Below are 16,933 nucleotides of genomic sequence, written 5' to 3'. Positions count from 1 at the left end.
GACGGTTCCGCGGCTGAGTTTCGCTGCCCCTGTTCCGGGGCATGTTGCAATCCGCAAGTTTGCCCGGTACGTCAACGCCCTGCCCGACGCAAGGGGACGGGATCCGATCTGAAGAAGATGACCCAGACAATGCGAACGACTGCCCGCCTGCTTACCCATGGCCTCAGCACCCTGCGCACCGCCGGCGCGATTGCGCTGACCTGCCTGGCGCTCGCCGCCTGCACCGGTGAGCAGTTCCAGAAGGGCTACATCATGCCGCCCGGCGCCCTGGAACAGATCCCGATCGGGGCCAGCCAGGACCAGGTGCTGATCGTGATGGGGACGCCCTCGACGGTCGCCACGCTCGACGGTGAGGTGTTCTATTACATCTCTCAGCGCGCCGAGCGCCCGGTCGCCTTCATGAACCAGAAGATCGTCGATCAGCGGGTCGTGGCGGTCTATTTCGACAAGAACCGCCAGGTCCGCCGTCTGGCCAATTACGGCATGAAGGACGGCAAGATCTTCGACTTCGTCAGCCGCACCACGGCGACCTCGGGCCAGGAGCTCAGCTACCTGACGCCGCTGTTCAAGCTGCTCAGCTTCAACTGATCCAAAGCTGATCACCGTCGCTCGGAATATGCCGTTCCGGGCGACGGCAAAAAGCCATACGCTGCGCTGATTGGCGCAGCTCTTCGGCAACCCGCGCGCTTGCTCTGGCAGTGCAACCTTCCCTAACCTCCCGGCAAAATGAAAGCAGGGAGGAATCAATGGCCCATCGCATCAGGCTGTCGCGCCGCAAGCTGCTGTCCGGAGCGGCGGCGCTGTCGACCGCCGCCATTCTGCCGCGCAGCAGTCTCGCCGACTGGCGCCCGACGGAAACGGTGCGGCTGATCGTGCCGGCCGCGCCCGGCGGCAGCACCGACGTGATGGGCCGGCTGCTGGCTGCCCATCTGCAAACGGCATGGGGCCAATCGGCCGTGGTCGAGAATCGCTCCGGCGGCGGCGGCACGATCGGCACCGCCGAGGTCGCCCGCAACGGCAAGGGCGATGGCACCACCATCCTGATCGGCAATCCCGGACCCAACGCGATCGCCTATTCGATCTTCCGCAGCCTCGCCTACAAGCCGGATCAGCTGCAGGCGGTGTCGAACATGATCCGCATCCCGAACATCGTCTCGGCGCATCCTTCCACCGGGATCAAGTCGATCCCCGAACTGATCGCCTATCTCAAGGCCAATCCCGACAAGCTGAACTACGGCTCCTCCGGCGTCGGCCAGAGTCCGCATCTGACCGGAGCCTGGTTCCTGCAGCTCACCGGGCTGAAGATGACGCACATCCCGTTCCGCGGCGCGGGCCCTGCTCTGCAGGCTGGGCTCGCCGGCGACATCCAGATCCTGTTCGACAACCTGTTTCCGTCGCTGCCGCAGGTCCAGGACGGCAAGCTGACAGGCCTGTGCGTGACGACGCCGGAGCGCAGCGCCAATGCCCCCGACCTGCCGACGATGCGCGAGAGCGCGCCGGAGCTTGCCAAGTTCGACGTGTCGTCCTGGTTCGGCGTGTTCCTGCCGAAGGCCTGCCCGCCCGAGATCGTCAATGCGCTCAATCTCCAGGTCAAGGCGATGCTGGAGCGCGAGGACATCGCAAAAAGCATCGCAACCATGGGAGCCCGGGCCGATTACGGCACGCCCCAGCAGTTCGGCGACTTCGTCCAGGCGGAAACGACCAAATTCGCCGCGATCATCCAGAAGGAAGGACTGCAGATGGACGTGCAGTGAGCGGTACTTCGGGGCTGGTCGTCCCCGTCCCGCTCGAGGGGGCTGGGGGTGTAACGGCACCTTAAGCCGGCCCGTGCGATAGATGACAGCCGCGCGTCTTTGATCTGGTGATCAGATACCGTCAACGGAGGCCGGCCCATTCGCTTCAGGTGAAATGGGCCCGTTCATCGTCCGAAGGGCAGGCCGCGGCGGACATTCATCGCGTGAGCCGTGCCTTGCCCAACAACGTTTTGCATCAGCTCGAAGATATTCTCGCCAGCCGCTACGTGTCCCGGCGCGCCGATATCCTGGAGCGCGTCACCGACCTGTTCGTCGTGGGCTCAGGCAAGTTCAACGACGAGCACGTCGACCTGTTCGACCACGTCCTGTTCAAGCTGCTCGACAACGTCGCCGTCGCGTCGCGCGCGCAGCTCGGCAGCCGGCTCGCGGTGCTGCCCGATGCGCCGCCGCGCCTGATCAAGCTGCTGGCCAGCGACGAGACCATCGCGGTTGCCGGTCCGGTGTTGCGCCAGAGCGACCGGCTCGACGAGAAGACCCTGGTCGCGACCGCACAGAGCCGCAGCCAGGAGCACCTGCTGGCGATCTCCGATCGCAAGGTCCTCACGGAATCCGTCACCGACGTTCTGGTCGATCGCGGCGATCAGGCGGTCGTATCCAACACGGCCAACAATGCCGGCGCGCACTTCTCCGAGCACGGCTTCTCCGGGCTGGTGACGAAGGCTTCCGACGACCCGGGCCTCGCCTTGAAGCTCTGGAGCCGCCCCGACAGCCCGCGCGAAGTGCTGGTCCGGCTGTTCGTCGAAGCCTCGGACGCCGTCCGCAACCAGCTCGCATCTGCCGACACCGCCCGTGCCGAGATCGTCGAACTCGCGGTGGCGCAGGCCTCCGACCATCTGCAGGCCGCGGCGCGCACGCGCTCGGCCGATTTCACCAACGCCAGGGCCTATGTCGAGCAGTTGCACGCCACCGGTCAGCTGAACGAGGCGCAGCTGCACGGCTTCGCCAAGGAAGGCAGCTTCGACAAGGTCACGCTGGCGCTGTCGCTGATGTGCAAGCTGCCGCTCGACATCGTCGAGCGCGCCTTCGTGCGCAAGCAGTCGGATCAGCTGCTGGTGCTGGCCAAGGCGCTCGACCTGTCCTGGGTCACCACGACGACGCTCTTGTTCATGCAGGCCAACGCCAGCGGCAGCGCGCGACCGCAGCTCGATCAGCACCTGGCCAGCTTCTCGCAGATGCAGCCGCGCCTGGCGCAGAGCACGCTGCAGAGCTACCGGACGCGCCAGCGCGCGGCGGAGTAGGCCTCGCGATCGTCGCAGACCTTCCAGACGATTGCGCCGCCTCGGGCGTCCGTTTCGGCTTGGCGCCGTGCCCTCTCCTCCTCGTCATTCCGGGGCGTGCTTGCTGACGAAATTGCGCAGCCATTTTGTCGGCAAGCGCGAGCCCGGAATCCATAGCCACGACTGAGCATGGCAAGGATCGGATGTGCGTGGCGCTCTTCTTCAACTCACGACGGGCCTGGGGTTATGGATTCCGGGCTCATTCGCGCTGCTTCAAAATGGCTACGCCATTTTGCGCGCGAATGCCCCGGAATGACGGCGTGGAGGTGTTACGTCGTCCCGGCCGGCACCGTCTCCGCTCGTCGAGCTGTGCACGCCGTCACGTGGAACAGACACAAACAAAAACCCCGCGGCTCGCGCCGCGGGGTCTTTGTTTGTCGGGACCGTTCTGCTGATCAGTGCGCCAGGATCGCCAGCAGCAGCAGGGCCACGATGTTGGTGATCTTGATCATCGGGTTCACGGCGGGGCCCGCCGTGTCCTTGTAGGGGTCGCCGACGGTGTCACCCGTCACCGCCGCCTTGTGCGCGTCCGAGCCCTTGCCGCCGAAATGGCCGTCCTCGATGTACTTCTTGGCGTTGTCCCAGGCGCCGCCGCCCGAGGTCATCGAGATCGCGACGAACAGGCCGGTGACGATGACGCCGAGCAGCATCGCGCCGACCGCGGAGAATGCCGCCGACTTGCCGGCCGCGCCACCGCCTGCGATCGCGTAGATCAGGAAGTAGACGACGATCGGCGACAGCACCGGCAGCAGCGAGGGGATGATCATCTCCTTGATCGCCGCCCTGGTCAGCAGGTCGACCGCCTTGCCGTAGTCAGGCTTGTCGGTGCCCTGCATGATGCCGGGCTTCTCGCGGAACTGGCGGCGCACCTCCTCGACGATCGCGCCGGCGGCGCGGCCGACCGCGGTCATGCCCATCGCGCCGAACAGATACGGCAGCAGGCCGCCGAACAGCAGGCCGACCACGACGTAGGGATTGTTCAACGAGAAGTCCGGCTTGATCCCCGCAAAGTAAGGGTGCTTGGCGGAGTCGGCGATGAAGAACTGCAGGTCCTGGTTATAGGCCGCGAACAGCACCAGCGCGCCGAGACCGGCCGAGCCGATCGCGTAGCCCTTGGTGACCGCCTTGGTGGTATTGCCCACCGCGTCGAGCGCGTCGGTGGACTTGCGGACCTCCTTGGGCAGGCCCGCCATTTCGGCAATGCCGCCGGCGTTGTCCGTCACCGGGCCGAAGGCATCGAGCGCGACGATCATGCCGGCCAGAGCGAGCATGGTGGTGGTCGCGATCGCGATGCCGAACAGGCCGGCGAGGCTGTAGGTGACCAGGATGCCGGCGATGATCACGATCGCGGGCAGCGCGGTCGATTCCATCGAGATGGCGAGACCCTGGATCACGTTGGTGCCATGGCCGGTCACCGAGGCCGACGCGATTGACTTCACCGGGCGGAAGTCGGTGCCGGTGTAGTATTCGGTGATCCAGATGATCAGGCCGGTGACGACGAGACCGACGACGCCGCACGCGAACAGCGCGGAGCCGGTGTAGTCGACGCCGTCGAGCTTGCCGAAGCCGATCAGCCAGCCGATGGCGATCGCGACACCGGCGAGCGACAGCACGCCGGTCGCGATCAGGCCCTTGTACAGCGCGCCCATGATCGACTGGCTGGCGCCGAGCTTGACGAAGAAGGTGCCGGCAATCGAGGTGATGATGCAGATGCCGCCGATGGCGAGCGGCAAGGTCATCATGTTGGTCAGCAGCGACGACTTGGCGAAGAAGATCGCGGCCAGGACCATGGTGGCAACCGCGGTCACCGCATAGGTCTCGAACAGGTCGGCGGCCATGCCGGCGCAGTCGCCGACGTTGTCGCCGACGTTGTCGGCGATCGTCGCCGGGTTGCGCGGATCATCCTCGGGGATACCGGCTTCGACCTTGCCGACGAGGTCACCGCCGACGTCGGCACCCTTGGTGAAGATGCCGCCGCCGAGACGGGCGAAGATCGAGATCAGCGAGGCGCCGAAGCCGAGCGCAACCAGCGCATCGATCACGGTGCGGCTGTCGGGCGCGAGCTTCATGAAGCCGGTGAGGATGCCGAAGTAGATCGTGACGCCGAGCAGCGCCAGGCCGGCGACGAGCAGGCCGGTGATGGCGCCGGCCTTGAAGGCGAGCTCGAGGCCGCCGGCGAGCGAGGTGGTCGCCGCCTGCGCGGTGCGGACGTTGGCGCGCACCGACACGTTCATGCCGATGAACCCGGCGGCGCCGGAGAGGATCGCGCCGATCGCGAAGCCGACCGCGACGAGCATGCCGAGGAAATACGCAAGAAGCACGAAGATCACGACGCCGACGATTCCGATCGTCGTATATTGGCGGCGGAGATAGGCCTGAGCGCCCTCGGCCACGGCCGCCGCGATTTCCTGCATCCGCGCATTGCCGGCGTCCGCGCTGAGCACGGATTGTGTGGCCCAGATCGCATAGACGATCGACAGCGCTCCGCAGAGCACGATCACCCATAAAGCTGACATTTAGTTTCCTCGGCTCTTTGCTTTTGTAACTACGTCACGCCGCGCTCGCGCGACGTACGCCCCCTTGATCAGGCCGCTCCGGGCGGAGCCGCCTCAAACGGCGGTGACCTTGCCAAAATCGCCATCATGACGCAACGCCGCGACGCCTGAACTGCTCCAAATTCAGACGCTTCTTTGGTCGCATTGTGCACTGCGAATAGATCTCAGAAATGGCTGAACGACATGCGCGTCAGCGTCACTGGACAGCCCTGCTCGTCCAGAAAGCACGGCGGACGCGCGCCTTCGAGGATGGCGCCGATATCGGTGATGGCAACGCCCGCCGTGCGGGCTGCGGCGCCAAACGCATCGCAGTCCGCGGCCGGAACGGTGCAGAGGATCTCGTAGTCGTCCCCCCCGGCGATCAGGCTTTCGATTCGAGTGGATCCCGCAGCCAGCAGCCTTGCGGCGGCCGGTGAGGTCGGCAAACGCGCCAGCGCGATGTCGGCGCTGACCGACGAGGCCGCGCAGAGCTTGGCGAGATCGCCGGCGAGGCCGTCGGAGACATCCATCGACGCCGTCGCAAAGTCTCTCACCGCCGCCGCCAGCGCCTGGCGCGGCTGCGGCACGCGATAGCGGCCGATCAGCATATCCCGTGCGGCGGGATCATCGGCCAGCACAGCAGCGCCTGCTGTGTCCGTCAGGATACGCAGGCCGAGCGCAGCATCCCCGATCGTGCCCGTGACCATGACCCGGTCGCCGGGACGGGCGCCAAAGCGGTGCACCATGCGTCCCCGGGGCACCCGGCCCCAGGCAGTGACCGAGATCATCAGGGGACCCGGCGTCGACACGGTGTCACCGCCGAGCAGCGGGCAGCCGAAGGTCGCCGCGTCCTCGCCGAGGCCGCGCGCGAAAGCGGCAAGCCATGCTTCATCCGTCTGCCGCAGCGCCAGCGTCAGCAGGAAACCGGCGGGGACCGCGCCCTTGGCGGCGAGATCGGACAGGTTCACCCGCAGCGCCTTGCGCGCGATGGTGTCGGGCGGATCGTTGGGCAGGTAATGAACGCCCTCGACGATGGCGTCGGTATTGACGACGAGGTCGTCGCCACTGGCCGGAATGATGGCGGCATCGTCGACCAGGCCGAAGGCGCCGGGATCGGTCGCGAGCGGCTTGAAGTAGCGGGCGATCAGGGAGTCTTCGCCGGAGGTGTTGTCTGGGCTGCCCGACATTCTGCGATCCTGCTCCCGCGGGTCGTCATTGCGAGCGCAGCGAAGCAATCCAGAGTCCCGTCCGCAGCCCTGGATTGCTTCGCTGCGCTCGCAATGACGGGAAACCTACTTCGGCCCCATCTCGTCGGCGCGGTACTGCCGCGCAAGCTGCTCGAGCACCGCATTGACCATCCCGGTCTCGTCGCGCTCGACGAAGGCGTGGGCGATGTCGACGTATTCGGACACGACGACGCGGGCCGGAATGTCCTTGCGGCGCTCCAGCTCATAGGCGCCGGCGCGCAGCACCGCGCGCAGGATCGCCTCGATCCGCTGCAGCGGCCAGCCGCGATCGAGCGCGGTGTCGAGCACCGGATCGATCTTGGTCTGGTCGCGCACCACGCCGGAGACGATGTCGCGGAAGAAGGCGGCCTCGGCCGGCAGATACTGCTCGCCCTCGACCTCGGTGCCCAGCCAGTGGCTCTCGAACTCGGCAAGCACGTCGTTGATACCGGCGCCGGCGATGTCCATCTGGTACAGCGCCTGGACGGCCGCGAGCCGCGCGGCGCCGCGACGGTTGGCCTTGCGGTCGTTGGCGCGGACCGGGCCCTTGAAGGGTTTGTTCTCGGCCATCTCAGCCTCGCGCCAGGCGGCGTTTGATGCGCAGCACCGCGAGCGCGGCGCGTGCGGCATCGCCGCCCTTGTTCATTTCGGAGACCCGGGCGCGCGCCCAGGCCTGGTCCTCATTGTTGACGGTGAGGATGCCGTTGCCGAGCGGCAGGCCGCGCGCGACCGACAGATCCATCAGGGCGCGGGAAGATTCCTGCGACACGATCTCGAAATGGATGGTGTCGCCGCGGATCACGCAGCCGAGCGCGATCGCGAGATCATAGGGCTTGCCGTTCTTGGCTGCCGCGTCGAGCGCGATCGCGATCGTCGCAGGAATTTCCAGCGAGCCGGTGACGGTGAGCACATCGTGGCTCACGCCCGCCGCCTTCAGCTCGGCGGTGGCGCCCTCCAGCATCGCGTCCTGGATGTCGTCGTAGAAGCGGGCCTCGACGATCAGCGCCCGGGCGCCGGTGATGTCGGTCTGATCTTTGAGCGGCGCGCGCCGTGCGTCTGCCATGCGTCCAATCCGTTTTTGAAGGTGCCTCACCCTGAGGAGCGGCCCCTTGGCCTGACCTCGAAGGGCCGAGAACGATTAGGGCCTCATGGTTTGAGATGGCGCCTTCGGAGAGCCAGTTCGGCTTCCGGCCTCGCAAATGCTCGGCCTGCTCCGGTGCGTGCGCCTCCTCGCCTTGAGGAGCTTGGCCGGCGTTTTAGGCGCCAGCGTCCGTGATTCCAAGCGACTTCGATTCCAAGCTACTTCATTTCCGTGAGGCGCGCGGCGTAGCGCGCCATCAGGTCGACTTCGATATTGACCTCGCTGCCGGCCTGCCAGGACGACAGCGTGGTCACGCTCAGGGTGTGCGGGATGATCAGGACCGAGAACGTCAGCTCGTCGACGGTGTTCACGGTGAGCGAGACGCCATCGAGGGTGATCGAGCCTTTGGTCGCGATGAAGCGGGCCAGCTCGCGGGTGGTCTTGAACACGAACCGCGCCATGTCCGGCAGGTTCTCGCGGCTGACGATGGTGGCGATGCCGTCGACATGGCCGGAGACGATGTGGCCGCCGAGCTCGTCGCCGATCTTCAGCGCCCGCTCCAGGTTCAGCCTGGTGCCGACGCGCCAGTGTTTTGCAGTCGTCAGCGCCAGCGTCTCAGCCGCGGCATCGACCTCGAACCAGGTCTTACCGTCGGCTTTGCCCGTGTGCACAACGGTCAGGCAGACGCCGTTGTTGGCGATCGACGCGCCATCGGCGATGCCAGCCTGGTCATAATTGCAGGCGATGCGCAAACGGTGCAGCTTGCCTTCGGTCCGCAGCGTCAGGCTGACGATCTCGCCGATGTCGGTGACGATGCCGGTGAACATTACGCGCGCTCGTAAATCGTGAGGTTGTCCTGATCGAGCGTCTCGCTAGCACGGACGCGATAGGCCGGCGACTGCGTGATTGCGGTCAGCGGCAATGCGTCCAGCGCAGCGATGCCGTCGGCGCCGATCTCGCCGGGACCGCGCAGGAGCCAGATTTCATCGACCAGGCCGCTCGCCATGAAAGATGATGCTACGCGGCTGCCGCCTTCGATCATCAGGCGGGTGATGCCCTTCTCAGCGAGCGCCTTGAGCACAGCGGACGGCTCGAGCGCGGATGGATCGGCCTGCGGCGGCACGCGGACCACCTGCGCACCGGCGGCCCCCAGCCGCGTCGCTGTTACCGGCTCGGCAACTTCGGAGGCGACCAGCCAAAGCGGCGTGGTCCGCGCCGACTGCATCAGGCGGCTCGCGGCGGGAAGCCGCAGCATCGGATCGAGCACGACGCGCACCGGCGAGCGGGCCTCCATGCCCGGCAGACGGCAGGTCAGCAACGGATTGTCGGCGATCGCGGTGCGCACCCCGATCAGGATGGCGTCGCTCTGGGCGCGCAGCAGATGGACGCGGGTCCGCGCGGTCTCGCCGGTGATGGCGACCGGCTTGCTGCCTGCCGCCGCGATCTTGCCGTCGGCCGAGACGGCGAGCTTCAGGACCACGTGCGGCCGACCATCGCGGATGCGTCGGAAATGGCCGGCATGATCACGCTTCGCGTCCGCCGAGCACAGGCCGACCTCGACCTGAATGCCGGCAGCCCGCAGCCTGGCATGCCCCTGCCCCGCCACCTCAGGATTGGGATCCTCAATCGCCGAGACGACGCGGCTGATGCCGGCGGCGATGACTGCGTCAGCACACGGCGGCGACTTGCCGACATGCGAGCACGGCTCCAGCGTCACATAGAGCGTCGCGCCCTTGGCCGCCTCGCCAGCGCGCCGGAGCGCCTCCGGCTCGCCATGCGGCCGGCCGCCCGGCTGGGTCCAGCCGCGGCCGACGATGACGCCATCCTTGACCACGACGGCGCCGACGGCCGGGTTCGGCCACGTGCGCCCCTGCCCGCGACGACCGAGCATCAGCGCCAGCTGCATGTAGCGGCGGTCGGCGTCCTTCTGAGCCTTCAGCTTCTCGCCGACCTGATCGACCAGGACCCGGAAGATCATTTGCGGACCGGCGCCAGCCGCGGGGCTTCATCCTCGGCCGAGAGTTCGCCGAGCACGGCCTCGAAATCCTTGGCCTCGCGGAAATTGCGGTAGACCGAGGCGAAGCGGACATAGGCGACGTCGTCGAGATCGCGCAGATGCTCCATCACGATCTCGCCGATCGCCTCCGAGGACACTTCCGATTCGCCGCCGCTCTCGAGCTCCCGCACGATCGCCGACACCATCCTCTCGACCCGCTCCGGATCGACGGAGCGCTTGCGCAGCGAGATCTGCACCGAGCGCATCAGCTTGTCGCGGTCGAACGGCACGCGACGGCCGTTGCGCTTGATGACGGTGAGTTCGCGCAGCTGCACCCGCTCGAAGGTCGTGAAGCGGAAGTTGCAGGTGACGCAGACCCGCCGCCGCCGGATCACCGAGGAGTCCTCGGTGGGGCGGGAGTCCTTCACCTGCGTATCGAGGCTGTTGCAGCTCGGGCAGCGCATGTCGCGTCAAGCCTTACTGATAGATCGGGAACCGGTCGGTCAGCGCCTTCACCTTCTCCTTGACCGCGGCTTCCACCAGCGGCGCGCTGCCTTCCGAGGACTGCGCGATCGCGTTGAGCACCTCGGCGATCAGGCTGCCGACCTGCTGGAATTCAGCGACGCCGAAGCCGCGGGTCGTCGCGGCCGGCGTGCCGAGACGCAGGCCGGAGGTCACGAACGGCTTCTCGGGGTCGAACGGGATGCCGTTCTTGTTGCAGGTGATGCCGGCGCGGACCAGCGCCTTCTCGGAGACGTTGCCCTTCAGCCCCTTCGGCCGAAGATCGACCAGCATCAGATGGTTGTCGGTGCCGCCGGAGACGATGTCGAAGCCCTGGGCGCGCAGCGATTCCGCCAGCGCCTTCGCATTTTCGACGATGTTCTTCGCGTAAGCCTTGAACTCCGGCCGCAGCGCCTCGGCGAACGCCACCGCCTTGGCCGCGATCACGTGCATAAGCGGACCGCCCTGCAGGCCCGGGAAGATCGCCGAGTTGAACTTCTTGGTGAACTGCTCGTCGTTCCACAGGATCAGGCCGCCGCGCGGGCCGCGCAGCGACTTGTGCGTGGTCGTCGTGGTGACGTGGGCGTACGGCACCGGCGAGGCATGGACGCCACCGGCCACGAGACCGGCGAAGTGCGCCATGTCGACCAGCAGGTAGGCGCCGACGCTGTCCGCGATCTCGCGGAAGCGCTTGAAGTCCCACGGGCGCGAATAGGCGCTGCCGCCGGCGATGATCAGCTTCGGCTTGACCTCTTCCGCCTGCTTCGCCACCGCATCCATGTCGATCAGATGGTCCTCGCGCCGCACCGTGTAATGCGAAGCCTTGAACCACTTGCCGGACATGTTGACCGGCGAGCCGTGGGTCAGATGGCCGCCGGCGGCGAGATCCAGGCCCATGAAGGTGTCGCCGGGTTGCAAGAGCGCCAGGAACACCGCCTGGTTCATCTGGCTGCCGGAGTTCGGCTGGACGTTGGCGAAGTTGGCGCCGAACAGCTTCTTGGCACGGTCGATCGCGAGGTTCTCGGCGACGTCGACCCACTCGCAGCCGCCGTAATAGCGCGCGCCCGGATAGCCCTCGGCGTACTTGTTGGTCATCACCGAGCCCTGGGCCTCCAGGACCGCCCGGCTGACGATGTTTTCCGAGGCGATCAGCTCGATTTCGTGCCGTTGCCGACCGAGTTCACCCCTGATGGCGGCGGCGATCTCCGGATCGGCCTCGGCCAGAGTGGCGGAAAAGAAGGAATCGACGGACGTAGCGGGCTTGGCGCTGGAAGCGGTCATCGGCGGAATATCTCCACGTCCGCAAGGCCTTAGGCGGCCTGCGGTCGGTTCAGTGAAGGCGGTCGGAAAAGACCCCTGCCCTTACCATACGGACGGCGGCAGGCCAAGGGAGAGGCCAAGCGGTTGCGGGTCAAACCCGATATTTGCGCCAGATATGGTGGACGGCCGCCGGGGCAAGGCCTCAGGCCCCCCCCCCGCAGAGTGCCAGCTATCCGGCATTTGCCAGGCGGAAGATTGCTCCCCGAAAAGCAGAACAACCTGCCTGAAACCGGATGGTCTCGAGCAGGTTGTCGGTATCATGAGCAATTGGGGCGCGAGACAACCCGCGCCTCAGACAATCACAGGCCGGTGTAGCCCGCCTTGACCGGATCGACGCGACCGTCGAGCTGGCGCAGATAGGTCAGGCCGCACACGGTCAGACGATGCGGATCGCGCTCGCCTGCTTCGAACAGCGTCTGGATATAGGCGCTGACTTTCCGGCGCGCCTCCTCGCTGGCCGCAGCGGTGCGGTTCGCCAGCAGGTCGTACGTGTGCATGATGCGATCGATGGCGGCTTCCATATCATCCCCTCTTGATGATCAGACCGTGAAGGCCATCTCGAACGCCGAGATCGCCTTGTTCGCGAGCCTGAGCTTGTTGAATTCTCCGCGATGGATCAGCTGCACGATGATGTCGATCAGCCGGTCGTCGGGGGTGATCGTCTCCGGCAAGGCCCCCGTCAAACGCAGGTAGTTGGACGCGATGGCATAGGCATCGCTGACCAGCTCCACGTTCATGACCTGCATTCCGTGATCGCGCAGCATGGTCCAACCTCCGGCACAGACAAGTCGGGGCCTTCGGATTAGTTCCAATTCGAATTGGGTTGTTTCTCGCAATCGCGAATGACGAGATGGATGATCAAAGAAAATGGCGCCGGCCTGGAGGGCCGACGCCAAGGTCTGAAGTCGATGATCAACGGCTCTCCGGTCTTGGCTCCGCTGCGCGGAGGCCGGCTCAGCCGGAACGATGTGCGCCTCAGAGGCGATAGAGAATCTGGTCGGTCCAGAACCGCTCGAGACGGTGCAGCGACTTGTTGAGCGTTGAGAACTCCTCGCCCGAGATGCCGCCGACCTGCTCCACGGTCTTGACGTGCTTCTGATACAGCGCATCGACGATGCGGCGGATCTCCTGGCCCTGCGGCGTCAGGCGGATGCGGACCGAACGGCGGTCGACGCGCGAGCGCTGGTGATCGAGGAAGCCGAGTTCGACCAGCTTCTTCAGATTGTAGGAGACGTTGGAGCCGAGATAGTAGCCGCGCGTGCGCAGCTCGCCCGCAGTCAGCTCCTTGTCGCCGATGTTATAGAGCAACAGCGCCTGGACCGAATTGATGTCGGAACGACCACGGCGGTCGAACTCGTCCTTGATGACGTCGAGCAGGCGGCGGTGCAGCCGCTCCACCAGAGTCAGGGCTTCCAGATAGAGCGACTGGACGGTGCCGCCCTGACCCGGCGCAGCAGTCTCCACGGCCGTCGCAACGGCTTTCATCATGACACTTCCCCTGTCGTCGTTTTTGTCGACTTATTCGACGAAACTTTTGTCCCGTCTGATAGATCGAACTTAAGGGGGGTGCTTTGAAGATCGCCTTAAATAAGAGCATAAAGAGAGAATGAATCGCGGAGAGTGAATTCTCTTTTAAGCCTGTAAATACAGCGGCTTTTGCAAGAGTCCGTTGACGGTGGCGACGGGATGTTCGCGTTCTGTTTCACCTGCTGTCGCATTCCAAAACAGGTGAGGTTCCCGCCGCTAAGGTCTGTGTAACAGCTGTGGCAAGCAGTCTTAAGGTGCTCGAAACATTACTTGCATCGCGTAAGAAGGATTTACGGCGAGCAACGATTTGTCAGCACCACCTACGGTGGGCGCTCTCGCGCCGACATCCAGGCCAGCACGAGATAGGCCGCGAGCATGATCGCCTCCCCGGCGACCACCAGCAGGTTGCCGCCATAGATCCCGGGAAACATCAGTTCGATGACGGCCATCGAGACCACCGTGGTGAGCCACACCACCGCGCCCCACGGCGTTGCCAGCCATAACCCGACGGCCGCGACGAGCTCGATTACCGCAAAGTAGACCGTGGCGGCCTGCCAGGCCATCGCCTGGTTCTCGAACGCCTCGTCCTCGCCGCCGATGAAGCCGGTCACCTGGGCCCAGTGGTACAGCCCCTTGGCGATCGAGAGCATCGCCATGACCCGCAGGAATAGCACGAGCCGCCGCGTCCAGACATTCTCGTCACCGTCACGCCGGTCCGACGACAGCGCCGCAACCGACATGGCGACGTTGTCGCGCGCCAGATCTCGCGCCGAGGGGATTTCAGGCATGGCCGTTCGGAGCTTTCGGACGCGTCGTCATTTGGGGCCTCTCAAGACCAGGAGGATGGCGATTCCTGGGCTGGCCGGCACCGTGAGACCAGCCGGGCCGGAAATCAACCGGGCAGCTTGCGTCACGTCAAGTGACGCGCAGGGTGCAAAGTGCTACAGATTGTTGGAATACCAACAATCAAAATCCGGCTCGCCGGCCAGCTCAAGGAGCCAGCACCCCATGGCGATCAAATTCGGGCGCCCGATCGATGTGCGTGACGTCACGCGGACCCCGGCCGCGGGAACACCACCAACGCTCGATCTGACCATCCGCCCGCGCCGCAACCGCAAGGCCGAATGGGCGCGCCGCCTGGTGCGCGAGAACGTGCTGACGACGGATGATCTGATCTGGCCGCTGTTCGTCGTCCAAGGCGACCGGACCCGCAGCACCGTCGCCTCGATGCCGGGCGTGGAACGGCTGAGCGTCGACGAGATCGTCCGCGACGCCGAGCGCGCCGCCAAGCTCGACATCCCCTGCATCGCCCTCTTCCCTTACACCGAGCCGTCGCTGCGCGACGAGCACGGCTCCGAATCCTGCAATCCCGACAATCTGGTCTGCCAGGCGGTGCGTGCGATCAAGCAGGAGTTTCCGGAGATCGGCGTGCTCTGCGACGTCGCGCTCGACCCGTTCACCAGCCATGGCCATGACGGCCTGATCAAGGACGGCCGCATCCTCAACGACGAGACCGTCGCGGTGCTGGTGCGCCAGGCCCTGGTCCAGGCCGAGGCCGGCTGCGACATCATCGCGCCCTCGGACATGATGGACGGCCGAGTCGGCGCGATCCGCCAGGCGCTCGATCAGGCTGGTTTCCTCGATGTGCAGATCATGGCCTATGCGGCCAAATATGCTTCGGCCTTCTACGGCCCGTTCCGCGACGCGATCGGCTCGGCCAAGACGCTGACCGGCGACAAGCGCACCTATCAGATGGACAGCGCCAACACCGACGAGGCGCTGCGCGAGGTCGAGCTCGACATCGCCGAAGGCGCCGACATGGTGATGGTGAAGCCGGGCATGCCCTATCTCGACGTCGTCCGGCGCGTGAAGGACACCTTCGCCATGCCGACCTTTGCCTACCAGGTGTCGGGCGAATACGCGATGATCGCCGCGGCCGCCAACAACGGCTGGATCGACGGCGACCGCGCGATGATGGAAAGCCTGCTCGCCTTCAAGCGCGCCGGCGCCGATGGCGTGCTCACCTACTTCGCGCCGCAGGCTGCCGAGCGGCTGCGCCAGCAGCGCTGAGCCTGCGCACGAACTGCCGACGACCTGGCCGGGGCCCAGCGATTCGCGGCCTCGGTTGAACTGCGCCATCCGACGCAAAATCGTCCGAAATTTGCCGCGGGTCGTCCCAGGACGGCCCCTTGCAAGCGCGTCCGCCGTTCCCATGTCCTGGTTGCCAATGTCGGAGGGTACATCCATGGCGTACACGGGTCCCGGTGGGAACGGCTGGGGCAGCGGCGGAGCCGGCCTGCGGCCGCACGCCTACGATCCCTATCAGCAGCCCGAGCTGTTTCGCGGCGTCGTGATGCGGCGAATGGTTGCGTTCCTGATCGACCTCCTCGTGCTCACGGTCCCGGTGATCCTGGCCGTGATCTTCATCGCGCTGTTCGGCGTGGTCACCCTTGGCCTCGGCTGGGCGCTGTTCTGGCTGGTGTCGCCGGCCTCGGTGATCTGGGCGATCGTCTACTACGGCGCCACCATCGGCGGACCCAACTCGGCGACGATCGGCATGCGGGTGATGGATCTGCAGGTGCGGACCTGGTACGGCGCGCCGGGCTACTTTGTGCTCGGTGCCGTGCATGCGGTGTGCTTCTGGATCTCGGTCTCGGTGCTGTCGCCGTTCGTGCTGCTGATCGGACTGTTCAACGGCCGTCGCCGGCTGCTGCACGATTTCGTTCTCGGCACCGTCGTGATCAACACGTCGGTGCGCGCGCAACTGGCTGAACCGGCTCGCACGTGGTGAGACCGCAGGTGTCGCATCAAAAGCGATTGACCCAAAGCCTTCGGGGCGCAATTCTGTTGATTATCGCCTCGGAGGCTCACGACGTTCCTTGACCCAGCATTCGCGTGACACCCCGCAATTCTACCTGACCGCGCCGTCGCCCTGCCCGTATTTGACCGGGCGACAGGAACGCAAGGTGTTCACGCATCTGGTCGGCGACAAGGCGACCGATCTCAACGATCTGCTCACGCATGGCGGCTTCCGCCGCAGCCAGTCGATCGCCTACCGTCCGGCCTGCGACCAGTGCCGGGCCTGCGTGTCGGTCCGCGTGATCGCCAACGAGTTTCGGCCGTCGCGCAACTTCCGCAAGGTGCTCGCGCGCAATTCCGATCTGGTCGGCGAGCAGCGCAGCGCGGTGCCGACGTCCGAGCAATATTCGATCTTCCGCGGCTATCTCGATCAGCGCCATCGCCATGGCGGCATGGCCGACATGACGGTGCTCGACTACGCGATGATGGTCGAGGACAGCCACGTCGAAACCCGCATCATCGAATACCGTCGCCGCAACCTGAGCAACGGTCCGAACGCCCGCGGCGGCGAACTGGTCGCAGTCGCGCTGACCGACGTGCTCAGCGACGGGCTGTCGATGGTGTACTCGTTCTTCGACCCGTCCGAGACCACCCGCTCGCTCGGCACCTTCATGATCCTCGACCACATCGCACGGGCCCGGCGCCAGGGGCTGCCCTACGTCTATCTCGGCTATTGGATCGAGGGCTCGAAGAAGATGGACTACAAGAGCCGCTATCTGCCGCAGCAGCGACTGGCGGCCGCCGGGTGGCTGCGCATCGATGCCGAGGGCGGCACGGCGCCGGAACCGCAGGAGTGAG

Annotated in this window: 18 protein-coding genes; 6 read left to right on the top strand and 12 right to left on the bottom strand. The window is 65.8% G+C overall.

Going from position 1 to position 16,933, the window contains the following annotated elements; genetic code table 11:
• Positions 1–129 precede the first annotated feature (129 nt).
• The 3 genes from ACQR07_RS00925 (at position 130) to ACQR07_RS00915 (ending at position 3,052) form a co-directional block, all read left to right on the top strand.
• Positions 130–588 carry an outer membrane protein assembly factor BamE gene (locus ACQR07_RS00925; protein ID WP_434866844.1) on the top strand — a complete coding sequence of 153 codons (459 nt, stop codon included), beginning with the start codon at positions 130–132 and terminating at the stop codon, positions 586–588.
• A gap of 158 nt (positions 589–746) precedes the next feature.
• Positions 747–1,754 (top strand): Bug family tripartite tricarboxylate transporter substrate binding protein, encoded by a 1,008-nt coding sequence (locus tag ACQR07_RS00920; protein WP_434900515.1) that lies wholly within the window; start codon positions 747–749, stop codon positions 1,752–1,754.
• 215 nt (positions 1,755–1,969) lie between these two features.
• Positions 1,970–3,052 carry a DUF2336 domain-containing protein gene (locus tag ACQR07_RS00915; RefSeq protein ID WP_434900514.1) on the top strand — a complete coding sequence of 361 codons (1,083 nt, stop codon included), beginning with the start codon at positions 1,970–1,972 and terminating at the stop codon, positions 3,050–3,052.
• Positions 3,053–3,486: 434 nt separating this feature from the next.
• Here the strand turns inward: ACQR07_RS00915 and ACQR07_RS00910 are convergent, their stop codons facing one another.
• The 12 genes from ACQR07_RS00910 to ACQR07_RS00855 form a co-directional block, all read right to left on the bottom strand.
• Complete coding sequence (locus tag ACQR07_RS00910; RefSeq protein WP_434900513.1) at positions 3,487–5,607, bottom strand: sodium-translocating pyrophosphatase; 2,121 nt, start codon at positions 5,605–5,607, stop codon at positions 3,487–3,489.
• A 203-nt stretch (positions 5,608–5,810) separates the two neighbouring features.
• A complete protein-coding gene (gene thiL, locus ACQR07_RS00905; protein WP_434900512.1) occupies positions 5,811–6,812 on the bottom strand; it encodes a thiamine-phosphate kinase in 1,002 nt (333 codons plus the stop codon).
• A gap of 105 nt (positions 6,813–6,917) precedes the next feature.
• Entirely contained in the window at positions 6,918–7,421 is a 504-nt protein-coding gene (gene nusB, locus ACQR07_RS00900) for a transcription antitermination factor NusB (protein ID WP_434900511.1), read from the bottom strand.
• 1 nt (position 7,422) lies between these two features.
• The gene (gene ribH / locus ACQR07_RS00895) at positions 7,423–7,914 is read right to left on the bottom strand and encodes a 6,7-dimethyl-8-ribityllumazine synthase (protein WP_434900510.1); all 492 of its coding nucleotides are present in this window, start codon (positions 7,912–7,914) and stop codon (positions 7,423–7,425) included.
• Positions 7,915–8,150: 236 nt separating this feature from the next.
• The gene (locus ACQR07_RS00890) at positions 8,151–8,759 is read right to left on the bottom strand and encodes a riboflavin synthase (RefSeq protein ID WP_434900509.1); all 609 of its coding nucleotides are present in this window, start codon (positions 8,757–8,759) and stop codon (positions 8,151–8,153) included.
• Positions 8,759–9,910: a bifunctional diaminohydroxyphosphoribosylaminopyrimidine deaminase/5-amino-6-(5-phosphoribosylamino)uracil reductase RibD gene (gene ribD, locus ACQR07_RS00885; RefSeq protein ID WP_434900508.1), complete on the bottom strand. Its 1,152-nt coding sequence runs from the start codon at positions 9,908–9,910 to the stop codon at positions 8,759–8,761. The genes ACQR07_RS00890 and ribD overlap by 1 nt, the downstream gene beginning before the upstream one ends.
• Positions 9,907–10,392: a transcriptional regulator NrdR gene (nrdR, locus tag ACQR07_RS00880; RefSeq protein WP_434866835.1), complete on the bottom strand. Its 486-nt coding sequence runs from the start codon at positions 10,390–10,392 to the stop codon at positions 9,907–9,909. Before nrdR ends, ribD begins: the two co-directional genes overlap by 4 nt.
• 13 nt (positions 10,393–10,405) lie before the next feature.
• Positions 10,406–11,710, bottom strand: a complete 1,305-nt coding sequence (gene glyA, locus ACQR07_RS00875; protein WP_434900507.1) for a serine hydroxymethyltransferase — start codon at positions 11,708–11,710, stop codon at positions 10,406–10,408.
• 338 nt (positions 11,711–12,048) lie between these two features.
• Positions 12,049–12,270 (bottom strand): hypothetical protein, encoded by a 222-nt coding sequence (locus tag ACQR07_RS00870; RefSeq protein ID WP_006612770.1) that lies wholly within the window; start codon positions 12,268–12,270, stop codon positions 12,049–12,051.
• Positions 12,271–12,288: 18 nt separating this feature from the next.
• On the bottom strand, positions 12,289–12,513 hold the full coding sequence (locus ACQR07_RS00865) for a hypothetical protein (RefSeq protein WP_434900506.1): 225 nt from the start codon (positions 12,511–12,513) through the stop codon (positions 12,289–12,291).
• A 211-nt stretch (positions 12,514–12,724) separates the two neighbouring features.
• Positions 12,725–13,237 (bottom strand): transcriptional regulator LdtR, encoded by a 513-nt coding sequence (gene ldtR / locus ACQR07_RS00860; protein ID WP_009026212.1) that lies wholly within the window; start codon positions 13,235–13,237, stop codon positions 12,725–12,727.
• Between the two features lie 359 nt (positions 13,238–13,596).
• Entirely contained in the window at positions 13,597–14,064 is a 468-nt protein-coding gene (locus ACQR07_RS00855; RefSeq protein WP_434866831.1) for a DUF6163 family protein, read from the bottom strand.
• A 220-nt stretch (positions 14,065–14,284) separates the two neighbouring features.
• On the opposite strand from ACQR07_RS00855, the gene hemB reads away from it, so the two are divergent.
• The 3 genes from hemB (at position 14,285) to ACQR07_RS00840 (ending at position 16,932) form a co-directional block, all read left to right on the top strand.
• Positions 14,285–15,346, top strand: a complete 1,062-nt coding sequence (gene hemB / locus ACQR07_RS00850) for a porphobilinogen synthase (protein WP_434866830.1) — start codon at positions 14,285–14,287, stop codon at positions 15,344–15,346.
• 175 nt (positions 15,347–15,521) lie between these two features.
• A complete protein-coding gene (locus ACQR07_RS00845; RefSeq protein ID WP_434900505.1) occupies positions 15,522–16,067 on the top strand; it encodes an RDD family protein in 546 nt (181 codons plus the stop codon).
• 88 nt (positions 16,068–16,155) lie between these two features.
• Positions 16,156–16,932 carry an arginyltransferase gene (locus ACQR07_RS00840; protein WP_434900504.1) on the top strand — a complete coding sequence of 259 codons (777 nt, stop codon included), beginning with the start codon at positions 16,156–16,158 and terminating at the stop codon, positions 16,930–16,932.
• The last annotated feature ends 1 nt before the right edge of the window (position 16,933 follow it).

This window comes from Bradyrhizobium sp. HKCCYLS20291 (assembly GCF_051167715.1).
Lineage (GTDB): Bacteria > Pseudomonadota > Alphaproteobacteria > Rhizobiales > Xanthobacteraceae > Bradyrhizobium.
The sequence above is the reverse complement of the archived record's forward strand: the minus strand, read 5'-3'. Positions and strand labels throughout refer to the sequence as shown.

Coding starts and splice junctions, on each gene's coding strand:
- ACQR07_RS00925 (WP_434866844.1), top strand. CDS start 130: ATGCGAACGACTGCCCGCCTGCTTACCCATGGCCTCAGCACCCTGCGC.
- ACQR07_RS00920 (WP_434900515.1), top strand. CDS start 747: ATGGCCCATCGCATCAGGCTGTCGCGCCGCAAGCTGCTGTCCGGAGCG.
- ACQR07_RS00910 (WP_434900513.1), bottom strand. CDS start 5,607: ATGTCAGCTTTATGGGTGATCGTGCTCTGCGGAGCGCTGTCGATCGTC.
- thiL (WP_434900512.1), bottom strand. CDS start 6,812: ATGTCGGGCAGCCCAGACAACACCTCCGGCGAAGACTCCCTGATCGCC.
- nusB (WP_434900511.1), bottom strand. CDS start 7,421: ATGGCCGAGAACAAACCCTTCAAGGGCCCGGTCCGCGCCAACGACCGC.
- ribH (WP_434900510.1), bottom strand. CDS start 7,914: ATGGCAGACGCACGGCGCGCGCCGCTCAAAGATCAGACCGACATCACC.
- ACQR07_RS00890 (WP_434900509.1), bottom strand. CDS start 8,759: ATGTTCACCGGCATCGTCACCGACATCGGCGAGATCGTCAGCCTGACG.
- ribD (WP_434900508.1), bottom strand. CDS start 9,910: ATGATCTTCCGGGTCCTGGTCGATCAGGTCGGCGAGAAGCTGAAGGCT.
- nrdR (WP_434866835.1), bottom strand. CDS start 10,392: ATGCGCTGCCCGAGCTGCAACAGCCTCGATACGCAGGTGAAGGACTCC.
- glyA (WP_434900507.1), bottom strand. CDS start 11,710: ATGACCGCTTCCAGCGCCAAGCCCGCTACGTCCGTCGATTCCTTCTTT.
- ACQR07_RS00870 (WP_006612770.1), bottom strand. CDS start 12,270: ATGGAAGCCGCCATCGATCGCATCATGCACACGTACGACCTGCTGGCG.
- ACQR07_RS00865 (WP_434900506.1), bottom strand. CDS start 12,513: ATGCTGCGCGATCACGGAATGCAGGTCATGAACGTGGAGCTGGTCAGC.
- ldtR (WP_009026212.1), bottom strand. CDS start 13,237: ATGATGAAAGCCGTTGCGACGGCCGTGGAGACTGCTGCGCCGGGTCAG.
- ACQR07_RS00855 (WP_434866831.1), bottom strand. CDS start 14,064: ATGCCTGAAATCCCCTCGGCGCGAGATCTGGCGCGCGACAACGTCGCC.
- hemB (WP_434866830.1), top strand. CDS start 14,285: ATGGCGATCAAATTCGGGCGCCCGATCGATGTGCGTGACGTCACGCGG.
- ACQR07_RS00845 (WP_434900505.1), top strand. CDS start 15,522: ATGGCGTACACGGGTCCCGGTGGGAACGGCTGGGGCAGCGGCGGAGCC.